The sequence below is a fragment of the Streptomyces yerevanensis genome, from assembly GCF_000716805.1.
GTDB lineage: Bacteria > Actinomycetota > Actinomycetes > Streptomycetales > Streptomycetaceae > Streptomyces > Streptomyces flaveus.
On the sequence record NZ_JNWJ01000020.1, the window covers coordinates 70,731 to 85,352 of the forward strand.

Annotated in this window: 16 protein-coding genes and 2 pseudogenes; 12 read left to right on the forward strand and 6 right to left on the reverse strand. The window is 70.6% G+C overall.

Annotated features, from left to right (window positions below; translation table 11 throughout):
• Together OP79_RS21635 and OP79_RS21640 are read right to left on the reverse strand one after the other, a co-directional pair.
• Entirely contained in the window at positions 1-1,215 is a 1,215-nt protein-coding gene (locus tag OP79_RS21635; RefSeq protein WP_033321952.1) for a flavin-containing monooxygenase, read from the reverse strand.
• 146 nt (positions 1,216-1,361) lie between these two features.
• The gene (locus OP79_RS21640) at positions 1,362-1,751 is read right to left on the reverse strand and encodes a cupin domain-containing protein (protein WP_033321953.1); all 390 of its coding nucleotides are present in this window, start codon (positions 1,749-1,751) and stop codon (positions 1,362-1,364) included.
• A 186-nt stretch (positions 1,752-1,937) separates the two neighbouring features.
• Here OP79_RS21640 and OP79_RS51920 point away from each other — a divergent pair, with 186 nt between their 5' ends.
• The 6 genes and pseudogenes from OP79_RS51920 (at position 1,938) to OP79_RS21665 (ending at position 4,540) form a co-directional block, all read left to right on the forward strand.
• Entirely contained in the window at positions 1,938-2,117 is a 180-nt protein-coding gene (locus tag OP79_RS51920; protein WP_245685402.1) for a hypothetical protein, read from the forward strand.
• A gap of 45 nt (positions 2,118-2,162) precedes the next feature.
• Positions 2,163-2,423, forward strand: a pseudogene (locus OP79_RS21645) (Zn-ribbon domain-containing OB-fold protein); the annotation flags it as partial.
• A gap of 31 nt (positions 2,424-2,454) precedes the next feature.
• Entirely contained in the window at positions 2,455-3,066 is a 612-nt protein-coding gene (locus tag OP79_RS21650; protein WP_033321955.1) for a GNAT family N-acetyltransferase, read from the forward strand.
• A gap of 231 nt (positions 3,067-3,297) precedes the next feature.
• Positions 3,298-3,747, forward strand: a complete 450-nt coding sequence (locus OP79_RS21655; protein WP_033321956.1) for a hypothetical protein — start codon at positions 3,298-3,300, stop codon at positions 3,745-3,747.
• A complete protein-coding gene (locus OP79_RS21660; RefSeq protein WP_033321957.1) occupies positions 3,747-4,166 on the forward strand; it encodes a Zn-ribbon domain-containing OB-fold protein in 420 nt (139 codons plus the stop codon). Before OP79_RS21655 ends, OP79_RS21660 begins: the two co-directional genes overlap by 1 nt.
• A 98-nt stretch (positions 4,167-4,264) precedes the next feature.
• Positions 4,265-4,540 (forward strand): type II toxin-antitoxin system Phd/YefM family antitoxin, encoded by a 276-nt coding sequence (locus OP79_RS21665; RefSeq protein ID WP_033321958.1) that lies wholly within the window; start codon positions 4,265-4,267, stop codon positions 4,538-4,540.
• Between the two features lie 197 nt (positions 4,541-4,737).
• Here the strand turns inward: OP79_RS21665 and OP79_RS21675 are convergent, their stop codons facing one another.
• Positions 4,738-5,394, reverse strand: a complete 657-nt coding sequence (locus OP79_RS21675; RefSeq protein ID WP_033321960.1) for a pyridoxine/pyridoxamine 5'-phosphate oxidase — start codon at positions 5,392-5,394, stop codon at positions 4,738-4,740.
• Between the two features lie 121 nt (positions 5,395-5,515).
• Between OP79_RS21675 and OP79_RS21680 the strand changes: the two genes are divergently transcribed.
• A complete protein-coding gene (locus tag OP79_RS21680) occupies positions 5,516-6,385 on the forward strand; it encodes a GNAT family N-acetyltransferase (RefSeq protein ID WP_033321961.1) in 870 nt (289 codons plus the stop codon).
• 61 nt (positions 6,386-6,446) lie between these two features.
• On the opposite strand, the gene OP79_RS21685 is transcribed toward OP79_RS21680, so the two are convergent.
• Positions 6,447-6,872, reverse strand: coding sequence for a pyridoxamine 5'-phosphate oxidase family protein (locus OP79_RS21685; RefSeq protein WP_033321962.1), 426 nt, complete (start codon positions 6,870-6,872; stop codon positions 6,447-6,449).
• Between the two features lie 211 nt (positions 6,873-7,083).
• Positions 7,084-8,250, reverse strand: coding sequence for a thiolase C-terminal domain-containing protein (locus tag OP79_RS21690; RefSeq protein WP_425428587.1), 1,167 nt, complete (start codon positions 8,248-8,250; stop codon positions 7,084-7,086).
• A gap of 135 nt (positions 8,251-8,385) precedes the next feature.
• Between OP79_RS21690 and OP79_RS21695 the strand changes: the two genes are divergently transcribed.
• Complete coding sequence (locus tag OP79_RS21695) at positions 8,386-9,576, forward strand: acyl-CoA dehydrogenase family protein (RefSeq protein WP_033321964.1); 1,191 nt, start codon at positions 8,386-8,388, stop codon at positions 9,574-9,576.
• Entirely contained in the window at positions 9,576-10,052 is a 477-nt protein-coding gene (locus OP79_RS21700; RefSeq protein WP_033321965.1) for a nitroreductase family deazaflavin-dependent oxidoreductase, read from the forward strand. Before OP79_RS21695 ends, OP79_RS21700 begins: the two co-directional genes overlap by 1 nt.
• 223 nt (positions 10,053-10,275) lie before the next feature.
• On the opposite strand, the gene OP79_RS21705 is transcribed toward OP79_RS21700, so the two are convergent.
• Positions 10,276-10,923 carry a TetR family transcriptional regulator gene (locus OP79_RS21705; protein WP_078491924.1) on the reverse strand — a complete coding sequence of 216 codons (648 nt, stop codon included), beginning with the start codon at positions 10,921-10,923 and terminating at the stop codon, positions 10,276-10,278.
• A 180-nt stretch (positions 10,924-11,103) separates the two neighbouring features.
• Between OP79_RS21705 and OP79_RS57075 the strand changes: the two are divergent.
• From OP79_RS57075 to OP79_RS21715, 3 genes and pseudogenes are all read left to right on the forward strand, one after another.
• Positions 11,104-11,262, forward strand: a pseudogene (locus OP79_RS57075) (VOC family protein); the annotation flags it as partial.
• Positions 11,263-11,427: 165 nt separating this feature from the next.
• Positions 11,428-13,818, forward strand: coding sequence for a protein serine/threonine kinase AfsK (gene afsK, locus OP79_RS21710; protein ID WP_033321967.1), 2,391 nt, complete (start codon positions 11,428-11,430; stop codon positions 13,816-13,818).
• Between the two features lie 258 nt (positions 13,819-14,076).
• Positions 14,077-14,610, forward strand: a complete 534-nt coding sequence (locus OP79_RS21715) for a hypothetical protein (RefSeq protein WP_033321968.1) — start codon at positions 14,077-14,079, stop codon at positions 14,608-14,610.
• Positions 14,611-14,622 lie beyond the last annotated feature (12 nt).

Genomic DNA, 14,622 nt, shown 5'->3' on the forward strand with positions numbered 1-14,622 from the left:
CTACCTCCGTGCCCGCGTCCCCGCCTTGGTAGTCGCCTTCACAATCGCCTTCGCGATCTTCTGGGCGTCCAGGGCGAGTTCGCGGAGCATGCCGCTGATGGGGTTGCTGAAGCCGGTGAAGTAGAGGCCGGGGGCGTTCTTCGGGGTGCGGGGGCCGTGGACGATCGGGCGTCCGCGTTCGTCCAGGACGCCGAGGTGGCCGACGAGGTCCTCCAGGGCGCGCCGGTAGCCGGTCGCGGCGATGACGACGTCCGGGTCGATCCGGTCGCCGTTCGCGAGGACGACCTTGCCGTCCTCGAAACCGTCGACGGCGGGCACGATCTCGACCTGCCCCTTGCGTACGGCGTCGATCAGGCCGACGTCCTGCACCGGGATCGAGCCTTCGTTGACGCGGGAGTAGAGCCCGGTGTCGGGCCGGGGCAGGCCGTGGGCCGACAGATCCGGCACGCTGATCTTCCCCACCGGCCCGGCCAGCCGGTCCACCAGGCCGACCGGCAGCCGCCGTACGAGAATCCCGGTGCGCTGGGCGGGCCACCCGGCCGTGGACCGGCGCAGGATGTGCGGCGCGGTGCGTACGGAAAGCCGTACGCGCGAGGCTCCGCCCTCGACGAGGTCGACGGCGATCTCGGCACCCGTGTTGCCGATGCCGACGACGAGGACGTCGCGGCCGGCGTAGGGGGCGGCGTTGCGGTACTGGCCGGCATGCAGCAGCTCGCCCTTGTGCGCGTCGCGGCCCGGCCAGTCGGGCACGTGGGGCGTGTGGTTGTAGCCGGTGGCGATCACGACCGCGCTGCCGGTCAGCTCACGACCGCCGGTGGCGCGCAACAGCCAGCCGGTGCCGTCCGCGGCGGGCTCCACGCGGGAAACCTCGACCCCCGTCACGACCTCCAGCTCGTGGTGCTCCGCGTACTTCTCCAGATACCGCACCACGTTGTCCCGCGAGACCCAGCGCCCGAACGAGCGCGGCATCGCAAGGCCCGGCAGGGACGACAACCGCCGGGTCGTGTGCAGATGCAGCCGGTCGTAATGCCGCCGCCAGGACGCCCCGACGTGCTCGGATCTCTCCAGTACGACGGCTCGTACGCCCTGGGCGCGCAGGGCGTACGCCGCGGAGAGCCCGCCCGGGCCGCCACCGATGACGTACACGGGTCGGTCTTCGTGGGAGGGCACCGCGTGGTGCGCCGGAGAACGCGTCGCGTCGGGAGAGTCGGCCATGTGCCAGAGCGTATTCACCACGCCACTTGATGGGTATCGGTCAAGCCCGGAATCGATTGCGAATCGATCACGGCTGTGGGAGGAGTGGGTGGGATTCGTGGCGCGGGCGCCTCAGAGTGCGCGATCGATGAGGTTATCGATGAGGTTCATGTACGCGAAGCCGTCTGCTCCTTCTCCGGCACCGCGTACCCGGGAACGGACGGCCACCGCACGGTCAACACCACCGACTCCTCCTCCGCGACCCAGGAGTGGTCCACTCCGTGGCCCCATACGACGTAGTCGCCCTGACGTTCCAGCAGGACGCTGCGGCCGGGAAGCTCGACCCGGAAGCGACCGCTGATGAGAACCAGCAGGGCCGTGCGTTCCTCACCCCGCACCCACTGCGCTCGCTGGTCACCACTCGGGTGGACACCCCACTTGATCTCCACCGCGTCGCTCCGGCGAGGATCCCCCTCGCCCTTGAAGTGTCCGAGCAGCCACCCGCGGTCAAGCGCCGCGTCCCTGCCCGCATTGCCCACGTACACGCCGTCGTCCATGCGGCCGAACGCTAACACCGGCCCACCCCGCCACTCACAGCCCGACCAGCACTTCCGCAACGGGCCTGGGTTGCAGTCCGAGCGCGCGGGGTTCGGAGTTTCTTAGGAGTGGCTGTCGTCGAACCGGGGTTCGGAGGGAGCCGGCCTTCGGTCGCTGTCCTGGGTGAGGTGAAGCGGGGGACCGTCATGGGAGTCACACACCTGGAACGGCTCAGTCGCGCCCGGGAGTTGCTCGCAGGGCGGGGAATGAACACCACGTACTGCAGGCTGGCGTGCTTCAGTGCCGCGGGCTTCAGCGATGCGCTGCGCACTGAAGCCGCGCGGGGCGGTGTGCTGCTGGTCGGCCTCGACGAGTTCTATGGGTAGGTCTCCCCTTGGGTTTCCCCTCCTGATGATCTTGCGTGAGCGCTGCGCATCCGCGGGCGCGCCGCGCTTTACACCTGGTCCGTGGTCCACCGCAACGATCTCCCGCCGTTCGGGGGTCGTACGCCGTACGTCGCTGCCGTCGTCGATCTCGCCGAGGGGCCGCGGATGATGACCGAGGTGGTGGAGTGCGAGGAGGGCGCGCTGCGGGTCGGGATGGGGCTTGAGGTGGCGTTTCGGGAGGCGGGAGAGGGGGCGGGGGAGGACGCGGCGGATGTCGTGGTGCCGGTGTTCCGGCCCCGGGGGTGAGGCGTGGGGACGTACGGGTTTCAATGGAGTGATGGCCCATATCCACGAGCGGTTCCTCGTCAATCCGTTCCCCGAACTGCAAGGCCACGGACTGCGGTTGTGTGCCTGGGACCCGGAGTCCGACCGTGATGTCGAGGCGTGGCTGCATGGCGTGACCGACCCGGAGTTCCAGCGCTGGAACATGCCGCTGAAGACGGTCACCGACATCGACACCGCCCGGGACGCGCTCCGCGCGCGGGCCGAGAAGGCGGCGGACGGCAGCGCCGCCTCCTTCCGTGTCACGGACGCGGAGAGCGGCGCGACGCTCGGCCACATAGGCGTCAACGAGATCGACACCGTCACACGCTGCGCCCGCGTCGGCTACTGGGTCCTTCCAGAGGCCCGCGGCCACCGGGTCGCCACGCGGGCACTTGTGCTCGCCTCCCGCTGGGCCCTTACCGAACTCGGCCTCCACCGTCTGGAGTTGGGCCACGCCATCGGCCACGACACCTCCTGCCGCGTCGCGAACCGCTGCGGCTTCCTTCTCGAGGGCACACTTCGCGGCGCGATGTTCGAGGCGGGGCGACGGGACGCGTTCCGGGATGAGCACCTGCATGCACGGCTCGCCACGGATCCGGAGCCGCAGCCGCTCGCTCCGCGATGAGCTGCGGGGGAGGGGAGGCAGGGGCTGGTTTGTAAAAGTGTGACACTTCGGCGCCAAGTGTCACACTTTCGCGAACCAGCCCCCGGGTCCTCACGGCCACAGCAGTTGCCTGGCCCAACCCTCCTCCGTACGGCGACAGTCGAGCCGCTGAGTGTCCGCATGTCTTGCGCAGAGCGCGCCTCATGCGCTGAACTGACGTACCGTCAGATTTGTGCGGGAGGAGCCGAGGGCATGGACACGATCTGGCTCACCGGTGCGGAATGGGTCGCCGTGCTGCGTATCGGGCTCGGGCTGTGGTGGCTGGAGAGTTGGCGGCACAAGGACAAGAAAGGGTGGTTCGAGCGGGGGACGGGGATCGCCTGGGCGGCGGATGTCGCGGCGAAGCACCGTTGGACCGCCGTGCGCAGCGGCTTCGACGTCGTCGTCGCGCCTCGGCCGAGGGCCATGGCGTACGTCGTCGTGTATGCGGAACTCGCCCTGGGGCTGGGCCTGGTCGTCGGCTTCCTGACGCCGATCGCCCTGGTCGGCGGCCTGCTCCTCAACCTCCTCTACCTCGTTCTCATGATCCATGACTGGGCCGAGCAGGGGCAGAACTCGATGATGGCGCTGATTTCGCTGGTGGCCCTGTTCGGGATGTCGTGGCAGACGTGGTCGCTGGACAGCGCGTTGGGGCTCTTCTGATGGGGGCGGCGCGGTTCGATGTGCCGGAGGTGGATGCCTTCACGCGTGCGTACTGGGAGGCGGCCGGCCGGGGCGAGTTGCTCGTGCGGCGGTGCGGGGAGTGCGGGAGGGCTCACCACTACCCCCGCGAGTTCTGCCCGTACTGCTGGAGCGAGGACGTGGCCTGGGAGCGGGCGAGCGGGCGCGCCGCGCTCTACACCTGGTCCGTGGTCCACCGCAACGATCTCCCGCCGTTCGGGGGTCGTGTGCCGTACGTCGCTGCCGTCGTCGATCTCGCCGAGGGGCCGCGGATGATGACCGAGGTGGTGGAGTGCGAGGAGGGTGCGCTGCGGGTCGGGATGGGTCTTGAGGTGGCGTTTCGGGAGGTGGGAGAGGGTGCGGGGGAGGTCGTGGTGCCGGTGTTCCGGCCCCGGGTGTGAGGCGTGCGGACGTACGGGATTCCATGGTGCCGGCCCAACTCCACCCACGCGATTCCGGCCTGTAGCACAGTGAGACACGGCGGGCGACAATTGTGCTCATGAAGACGATCACCCAGCGGGAGTTCCGCACCGACTCCGCCGCCGTCATGGACGCGGTCGAGGCTGGCGAGACGTACCACATCACGCGTAACGGCATAGAGGTCGCCGAACTGCGTCCGCTGGCGCGTCGGCGCCGGCTGAGCGCCGAGGAACTCGTTGCCCGGCACCGGACGCTGCCGCGTGTGGACTACGCGCAGATGCGCGCGGAGGCGGACGAGGCCGTCGGCAGCGATGAACTCGTCGAGTACGACCCATGGGAGCGCAAGCGCGGCTGATCTTCATACGGCACTTTGGTGGCGTTGACCCTCGCTGCCAAGAGGGATCTCCGCCCACGGCGCGTGGACCTGGTGATCGCTGCCAATCGCTTCGGTGAGGGGCCTGCCACTCTTCACGTGAAACTCTGAGGATTTCAAGGGGCTGGAGGGCACAGTGCTCGTGGTCTCCATCTGACCGGTGAGGTCCGCCCCGCCCCTCACGGCCACAGCAGCTGCCTGGCCCAACCCTCCTCCGTACGGCGATAGTCGAGCCGTACGTGCCGTCGTCGGGCGTCACCCTGGAAGAACTCCACCTCGTCCGGCCGGACGAGGTACAAGGTCCAGGACGGGGCCTGGGCCTCCGGCTCCCGTTGCGCCCGCTCCCAGGCGGACTCCGACGCTCGTGCCAACTCCCCGACGGAGTCCAGTACTTCGCTCTGGTGGCCGACCAGAGCCGCCGCCAGGGCGCCGGTCGAGCGGGCGTGCAGGTCTGCCTGGGACTCCTCCGGTGAAGCGGGCGTCACCGGGCCGCGTACGCGTACCTGGCGGCCCTGGGCCGGCCAGTAGAAGCCGAGTGCCGCGTAGGGGCGGGTGGCCAGGTGGCGGCCCTTGCGGCTGGTGGCGTGGGTGGCGAAGGACCAGCCGTTCGCGTCGGCGCCGTGCAGCATCACCGTGCGGACGTCGGGCAGGCCGTCCTCGTCCGACGTCGCGAGCGACATCGTGTGCGGCTCGGTCTGCCCGGCCGTCACGGCTTGTGCGAGCCACCGCGCGAAGAGGGGCAGAGGCTCCTCGGGCGCCTCGGCCGGGTCGAAGACGGGCAACTCGGTGTCCCACACGCGCAGGGAACGCAGAAGCTCGTGAAGATCCGTTTCCATACGGCGAGTATCGCGCGACGGAGCATCCCGCCGGTCGCGGGCGGCCGCATACCGGACAAGCGGCGACTCGGGCCCGGAGTAAATCGCGAGCGTGGCGGGGCGGTCCACGGGACCATTGCGTATGGCTTCCGTTGCGCCCGACTGGCATCTCACCCGTGACCTCGAGGTCTTCCTCGACCGCGCCGGGAGCTTCCTGCGCTCGGAACCCGCCCTGCACACCGTGCAGTTGACGGTCACCGATGCGCTGGGCAGATCGGGCTCGGCCACCTTCGGGCCGGAGCCGCCGCACTTCGCCTGGCTCACGGACCGGGACGGTGCCGTGCGGGCCACCGCCCTGCGGACACCTCCGCACCCACTGAACCTGACCGCCACCACCACCGAGGCCGCCGACGCGCTCGCCGCGCGGCTCTTGGAGACAGGTCATCCACTCCCGGGAGTCAACGGCCTCGCGGACACGGCGGCGGCCTTCGCGACCGCCTGGGAACGCCGTACCGGAGCCACCGCCCAGCTCACGACGAACCAGCGGCTCTACCGGCTCGGCACGCTCACACCACCCGAGCCGGCCCCGCCCGGCAGGGCGAGGCTCGCCACCGGGGACGACCAGGGGCTGGTCGCACGGTGGCACGCCGAGTTCGGCGCGGCGACCGGCCAAAAGGCCAACCGCGACCCGGACCGCTGGGCCGAGGGTCGTATCGCCCACGGCGGCATCACGTTCTGGGAGACGCCGGACGGCACGCCCGTCGCGATGGCGGGCGCCATCCCGAAGGTCGCCGGGCAGATCCGCGTCGCGCCCGTCTACACCCCGCCCGCCCTACGGGGCCGCGGTTACGCGAGCGCCGCCACCGCCGCGGTCAGCCGCGCCGCGCTCTCCGCGGGCGCCGACGAGGTGCTGCTCTTCACCGACCTCGCCAATCCGACCAGCAACGCGCTGTATCAGCGGATCGGCTATCGGCCGGTACGGGACTTCGCCACGCACACGTTCCATGCATGACGTTCCGTACGTGACTTCCGTGCGCGATGACCCGTACGTGATGTCCCGTACGTGACGCGCCTCAGACCGAACCGAGGTCCGACGACAACCAGTGCTCGGGGCGCATGCGAACGATCACCTGCTCGCCGTGCTCCTTCCAGGCGAAGTCGACATAGCCGTCGACCTTGTCGGCCGGGAGGTAGCGGGCGGCGAGTTCCCGGAGGTGCTCGATGGTGGCGGGGGTCGTGTCGATGACCGGGCCCTCGACCGACACGTACCGGATGGTGGGTTCGAGCCGGTCGACCAGCAGGGAGAACCGGCCTGCCGCGCCGAGCAGCCGGTTCTTGCGGGAATCGAGCCCGATCAGGATCCATACGGTGCCGTCGGATTCGTACTGGTACCAGACCGGCACGGTGACCGGACCCCGTCCCTCCCCGCCATCCACCGCGAACGCGGCGACGTGCGGCTCAGCCAGGAACTGCTCACGCTCTTCGCGACTCAGGGCCATGTCGGTCTCCTCCGGCTTCCAGGATGCGGACAGTGCGGACAATTCTCGTCTGAGTCAGCGTGCCCCGTACTGCTCGGTATTTCGACATATGTGACTCACGCCTGCAGACTCGGCCGGGTGCCGACTGAGCCATGGGCAGAGTTAGTGCACGCGGCAACCCTCGGAGTGTGGATCACCCCCGGTTCACCTGAACGAGGAGTTCGCCCGCCCCTTACCCCCGCCCCAGCACCACCGTCCCCGACGAGCAGAACCACCCACCCGTGCCGGACGCGACGGCCAGCCGGGGCAACTCCCCATCCCTCCGCCACACTTGACGCGCCCCCGCCTCCCCCCGCAACTGCCGCACCGCCTCCACCAGCAAGAACAGCCCCCGCATACCCGGGTGTTGAGCGGAGAGCCCGCCTCCGTCCGTGTTCACCGGCAGGTCCCCGCCCACCAGCAGCCGGCCCTTCTCGACGAACGCGCCGCCCTCGCCCTTCTCGCAGAAGCCCAGGTCCTCCAGCGTTACGAGCGTCATGTACGTGAAGGCGTCGTAGAGCTGGGCCACGTCCACCTCCTCCGGGCGGACTCCCGCTCGCTCGAACGCCAGTTTCCCGCTCACCGCCGCCGGGGACACCGTGAAGTCCGGCCACTCGGACATGGTGGTGTGGGAGACGTGTTCGCCGGCGCCGAGGATCCAGACGGGGGGCGTACGGCAGTCGCGTACGTACTCCTCCGCCGCCAGAAGAACAGCCGCGCCGCCATCGGAACGTATGCAGCAGTGGAGCTTGGTGAAGGGGTCCGCGATCATCGGGCCGGACAGGACGTCCTCGACCGTGATCGGATCGCGGAACATCGCCTCGTCGTTCAGCGCGGCGTTCGCCCGCGCCTGGACGGCCACGGAGGCGAGCTGTTCCAGCGTCGTCCCGTACTGGTGCATGTGGCGGCGGGCGGCCATGGCGTACTTGGCGATCAGGGTGTGCCCGTACGGGACCTCGAACTGCAGCGGACCCCGTGCGCCGAACGACAGGTTCCCGGTGCGACGGCCCGCCTTGATGTCCGCGCGGGCCGTGGACCCGTACACCAGCAGGACCGCGTTCGCGTGCCCGGCGGCGATCGCGTCCGCCGCGTGGGCCGCCATGACCTCCCAGGTGGAGCCGCCGACCGAGGTCGAGTCGACCCAGGTGGGGCGCAGGCCCAGATACTCGGCGACCTCGACGGGGGCCAGAGTGCCCAGGCCCGCCGAGGCGAAGCCGTCCACCAGTGACCGGTCCAGGCCCGCGTCGGCCACGGCGCGGCGGGCCGCCTGGGCATGCAGCGCGTACGGGGTCGCGTCGTCCACGCGGCCGCAGTCCGAGAGGGCCACGCCGACGACGGCCACTTTCCTCCGGGCTCCCATGACCATGAATCTGACGGTACATCAGATACGGAGGGAAGTGGCAGGTGTCGTGCCTCTGGGCATCCCCGCCCCGCCGCCCTAACATGACGGCCCGTCAGATCACATCACTTGCAGGCCGTCGTCCCGGAGGTGGCCATGGACGCCCGCTTCACCGCCGAACAGGACGAGATCCGCCGTACCCTGCGCGAGCTGCTGCACAAGCGCTGCGGTGCGGAGGAACTGCGGGCCGCCGTCGACACCCCGGCCGGGCACGACCCCGCGCTGTGGACCACCCTCGCCGAACAGCTCGGCCTGCCCGGACTCGCGCTTCCGGAGGCGTACGGCGGTGTCGGCTGCTCAGTGACCGAGCTCGCCCTCGCCTGCGAGGAGACGGGCCGGGCACTCGCCCCTTCGCCCCTGCTCGCGACCACCGTCCTGGCCGCGCCGCTGCTGCTCGCCCTCGGCACCGAGGAGCAGCGAAGCAACCTTCTCCCGCGCCTCGCCTCCGGCGCCCTCACCGCCACCCTCGCCGTGCCCGGCGCGTGTCTCGCCACCGCCCTCGGCCTGATCGGCGACAACCGCGGCGACTGGGCGGGCGGGGGCCGGGCGGGGGGCGTACAGGCCAAACGCTCGGAAGACGGCGCCTGGCGGCTCTACGGGCAGGTCGACCAGGTGCTGGACGGGCACAGTGCGGGGCTGCTGGTCGTGGCCGCGCACACCGGCGGGTTCTCCCGTTCCCGCACGCTGCTGTACCTCGTACGGGCAGGGGCCGACGGGCTCGTACGCATGCGGCAGACGTCCCTCGACGCGACCCGCCCACAAGCCCGCCTCCAACTCCGGGATGTGGACGCGGAGTTGCTGGGCCGGGAGGACGCGGACGTGCTGTCTGCGGTGGCCCGCGTCGGGGACACCGCCGCCGCCGTCCTCGCTGCCGAAGCCGTCGGCGGAGCCGATCGCGTACTGGAGCGGACCGTCGAATACGTCAAGCAGCGGGAGCAGTTCGGGCGGGCGATCGGGTCGTTCCAGGCGGTCAAGCACCGGCTGGCCGACCTGTATGTGCAGGTCCAGGCGGCCCGCTCGGCCGCCTACTACGCGGCCTGGGCGACGGCCGCGAGCGACGAGCGCGTGGGTCCGCTCGCGCTCGCGCAGGCTCTCGAGGCGTTGCGCGCCACCGCGTCCGAGGGTGTGCAGTTGCACGGCGGGATCGGGTTCACCTGGGAACACGAGGCGCATCTGTACTTCAAGCGGGCGGCCGGCGACGAGCTGCTCTTCGGGCCCGTGCACCGGCTGCGGGCGTACGCGGCCGAGGAAGCGCGGCTGTTCGGCGGCGGGGAGGTGGCGGTCTGATGGCCGTTTCGATAGGAGTCCGGGTGGTGCAGAAGGTGTCCTCGACGCGGGCCTTCGCGCGGATCGCTCCGCGCGTCGTTCCCGCGCTCGACCGCGCGGTACACCGGCTCACCCGTGGAAAGGTCCTGCTCAGCGCCCAGCTGCTGCCCGGCGTCATCCTCACGGCGCGCGGGGCGAAGAGCGGACTGCCCCGGCGTACGCCGCTCGCCTGCATGCCGGAAAGCGACGGAACCTGGATTCTCATCGGCTCCAACTTCGGGCGTACGGATCACCCCGCCTGGACCGCCAACCTCCTCGCCCACCCCGACGCGGAGATCAACTGGAAGGGCAGGGACATCCCGGTCACCGCCCATCTCCTGCGGGGCGAGGAACGGGACACGGTGTGGAAAGCGCTGCTGGACTTCTGGCCGCCGTACGCGACGTACCAGGCGCGGGTCGCTCGCGAGATACGGCTCTTCCGGCTCGTACGACGTTGACGGGCCGGACGGCGCCGACGGGCCGGACGAGCCGACGGCCGTACGACGCCTGAGGGGCCCGTACAACGCCGACGGCCCCGTAACGCGACGGACGGCAGCCCACCGGAGCGAGCTCCGAAGTGAACTGCCGTCTGCCTGACAGGATTTGGGCCTACGAAAGCGTGGGGGGCCAGTGGGGGGTACCAAACCGTACTGACAACTAACAAACAGATACCAGAATGACCTATCTCGTCGGCTTCTTGCCGGTCACGCCCATATGCACCAACAGGGCCAGATTCGGCTTGAGTTCGGCCTGCTTGACGCCCCAGGACTGGAAGCCCTTCTGGTGCGAGGCCACCGCCGCGAGCATCGCGACGATCGAACCGGCCATCGCCGCCGGGCTCACGTCCTTGTCGACCTTGCCCTTGGCCTGGAGCTCCTTGACCGTGTTCGTAAGGGAGTTGTTCACGGAGTTCAGGATCTTCATACGGATCTTGTAGAACCGTTTGTCCCCCTCGGCGGCGCCCAGGTCGACGACGCGCAGGATGGCATCGTTTTTGCGCCAGAAGTCGAGGAAGCCGTCGACGAGTTCCTGAGCCGTCTGCCAGCCCGCCTTGCCGGCCCAGGAACGTCCCTCGAGCAACTCGGTCAACCCGGCGCCCTCCGCGGCCATTTGCTCGGCGATCTCCAGGACGGCGCCCTCGACGTCCGGGAAGTACTGATAGAAGGTCGCCGGTGACGTGCCCGCTTTCCGCGCGACGTCAATGACTTTGACGTCCCGGTAGGGCGACGAGCTGAGCATCTCGCTGAGGCAGTCGAGCAGCTTCTGCCGAGTCGCCTGCCCACGCCGTCCGGCCACTCGGCCGTCGACGGTACGCACTTGTCCTGTCATGACGTCAGCTTACCGAGGGGTGATCGGGGCGCGATTCGGCCGACTGCAAATGGGGTGCAACTGCTCTGCGGGATGTGCGGGAGGCGATTAGCTTGGGCGGTATGGCCGAATTCAGACCGTCTGCCGCCGACGCCGGTTTCGGGAAGGGCGTCCCCTGCCGGCTCGACGACCGGCTTCCCCTTCCTCGTCCACTTCCAGGTGGAGGACTGTGACGCCGCACTCGGTACGGTGAGGCGACCGGGCGGCCGAATCCAGGCGCTGCCCTTCGACACGTCGTACGGGAGTGTGGCGGTCGTCACCGACAATCAAGGGGCGTCTTTCGCGGTGCTCCAACGCTGAGGATGCTTTTGTCCTGGAACGCCCCGAGACATCCAGGTCCGGCCCCGGGTTCGCAACCGATGGCCGGGCCAGGAAGAATCGGAGTGCGTGCCGCCGGAGCGGTTCGGTGGTGAGACGCTGCGCAGTGGCTGGAAACACAGCCGCGTACGGGGAGGTGGCAGGCAAGTGGTGGATCAGCTGACGCAGCACGATCCGCGGCGGATCGGGCCGTTCGAGGTGCTGGGACGGCTGGGTGCCGGCGGCATGGGGCTGGTCTATCTGGCGCGCTCGGCTTCGGGCCGGCGGGTGGCGATCAAGACGGTCCGTACGGAACTGGCCGAGGACCAGCTGTTCCGGGTCCGCTTCGCGCGCGAGGTCGAGGCGGCCCGTGCCGTGTCCGGCTTCTACACGGCGGCCGTGGTCGACGCCGACCCGCGCGCGGCCGTGCCGTGGCTGGCCACCGCGTTCGTGCCCGCGCCCTCGCTCGAGGAGATAGTGACCGAGTGCGGGCCGATGCCGGCCCAGGCGGTGCGCTGGCTGGCGGCGGGCGTCGCGGAGGCGCTCCAGTCCATCCATGGCGCCGGGCTCGTGCACCGGGACCTCAAGCCGTCCAATGTGCTGGTGGTCGAGGACGGGCCGCGCGTGATCGACTTCGGTATCGCGTCCGGTGTCTCCAACACCCGGCTGACGATGACCAACGTCGCCGTGGGTACCCCCGCCTATATGTCGCCCGAGCAGGCCAAGGACTCACGCAGTGTGACCGGCGCGAGCGATGTCTTCTCGCTCGGCTCGATGCTCGTGTTCGCCGCCACCGGCCACGCCCCCTTCCACGGCGCGAACCCCGTCGAGACCGTCTTCATGCTGCTCAGGGAAGGCCCGGACCTCGAAGGCCTCCCGGAGGAACTGCGCCCGCTGATCGAGTCCTGTATGCAGATGGAGGCCACGGCCCGCCCCAACCCGGCCGACCTCCAGGCCCAGCTCGCCCCGCATCTGTTCGGCTCCGGCTCCGACGACAGCGGTACGGCGTCCGCGTGGCTGCCCGAGCGGGCCGTGAGCCTGATCGAGACCCGGCGAGGGGGGCGTCCGGCGAAGCCGTCGTCGTCCGGCGGCGGACGCAGTGGCGGGCGGGGCGCGCCCGATGCCGGGGCTGCTGCCAGGCCCGCGACGCCCGCTGTGCCGCCTCCGCCGGCGCATGATCCGCCGATCCCCGTCGGCGCGGGCACAGGGCGGCACGGCGGCGGCCCCGACAACGGGCCCGTACGTCTCGCCGGGGCCCCCGTGCCCATCGGGCCAGGCCCGCGCGTCGCCGACGCCCGCGCCGCCGCCGTGAAGGCGCCTCCTCCGGAAGCGGGACTCTCCGCCTCCTGGGCCCGGCCGCGCCCCGGCGTCAACGGCGCCGACCCCGCCGTACCCGCGCCCACGGCGGCTCCCGCACCCGACTCCGGCTCGTCCTGGCGGCCGTGGCGCTTCCGTATGTCGAACGACGTGTGGGGTACGCCCGCCGTAGCCGGCGATCTCGTCTACGTCACCTCCTTCGAAGTCCACGCCCTGGACGTGGCGACCGGCCGCCGCCGCTTCAAGACGCGGGACGTCGCCTGGTCGATGACGGTCTCGGACGGCCGTATCCACGCCTCCGACGGGCCCACTCTCTTCGCCCTGGACGCCCGCGAGGGCGGCGACCTGTGGCGACTGCCGACCGACGCCTGGGTGTACTCCCTCAAGGCCGACCGCGGCACCGTCGTCACCGGCACCCGCGGCGGCGGCGTACAGGCCTGGGAGGCCTCCAGCGGCCAGAAGCTCTGGGAGATCACCGGCGCCCAGGGCGACTTCGAGTCCCCCGAGGCCGGGCCCGTCGTCCACGACGGAACGGTGTACGTGTGGAAGGACGCCCGCCTGCGCGCCCTGGATGCGCGCACGGGCGAGGAGCGCTGGTCCTACCCCATCGGCGACGCGGCCTCCTGCGGTGGCGTCCCGATCCGCCTCACCCAGGCCGACGACGGATACGTGTACGTGTCCGCCGGCACCCGAGTGCTCGCCATCGACATCGCGAACGGCCACGTCCGCTGGCACTTCGAGGCACCCGCCGTCTTCCTGAGCCCGCCCACCTTCGCGCCCGGCCCCGCGGTCACGGGCGGCGGTATCTACCTCGCCGACTACCTCGGCACGGTGTACGCCCTCGACGCGACGGACGGCCGTGACCGCTGGCGTATCGCCACGGAGTCCCGCGCCTCGATCGACCCGGTACTCGTCGAGGCCGGACACGTCCACGTGGGCAGCGGCAAGGGCCTCTACACCCTGGACGCCGTCACCGGCACCCCGAAGTGGCGCTTCCAGGCGGGCGGCGACCTCGTCGGCGCCCCCGCGGTCGCCGACGGCCGCATCCACTTCGGCTCCGCGGACCACCTCCTCTACACCCTGAAGGCGGACGACGGGCGGCTGCGCTGGAAGCTCGCCACGGGCGGGGAGATCACGGGGGCTCCGGTCGTCAAGGACGGGGTGGTGTACGCGTGCAGCAAGGACCGGTGTGTGTACGCGCTGGACGCGGAGAAGGGGACGGGGACGGCTCGGACGGCTTGAGGGGGCTCCGCCCCCTCCGGCCCCCGCTGGGGGCTGTGTCCCCGGGTCCCCTCGGGGCTCCGCCCCGGACCCCGTTTCGGGGGCCGGCCCCCGGACCCCCGCTCCTCAAACGCCGGAGGGGCTGAATTTTCGCGGCCCCGGGCTGGATCCTGGGGCCGCACCCCCGAACCCGCCGGGCTCCGCCTCAGCGCTACGCCCCGTACGGGCCCATCACCACCTGGTGACATGCTCGTGACAGGCGTTGCATAGAGTGACGGCATGCAACTACGGGGACGCAAGCTCAAGTTCACAGCGGTGGCGGCACTGGTGGTGCTGTCCCTCACCGGGTTCTCGACGGGGCGCGGTCACCGCAGCGGTGGGGACGGCGGAGGCGGCGGCTGCAGCAGCTCCAGCCAGTCTCACGACAGTTCGTCGTCGAGCGGCGGGAGCTCGGGAGCGGGGACGTACCGCGACTACGACGATGACGACGACTACACGGACGACACGTACGACGACAGCGGCTCCTCGGACGCGACCACGCCGCTTCAGGACGCCACGGTGAAGCTGATCGACTGCGCGACGCCGACCGACTCGTACGCGACGGTCGAGGTCACCAACCCGAATGCCGAGGGCGCCAACTTCACCGTCACGGTCGACTTCCTCGACGCCGGTTCCGACCGGGTGGAGGTGGGGACCGCGGACGAGTTCGTCGCCGCGAACGAGACGGCGACGGTGCAGGTGGACCTGTCCAGTCCGGGCGTCGCGGCGCGGGTCGAACGCTGCGTGGCAGACCGGGACGCACCCGCGAACTGACGGACACGCACC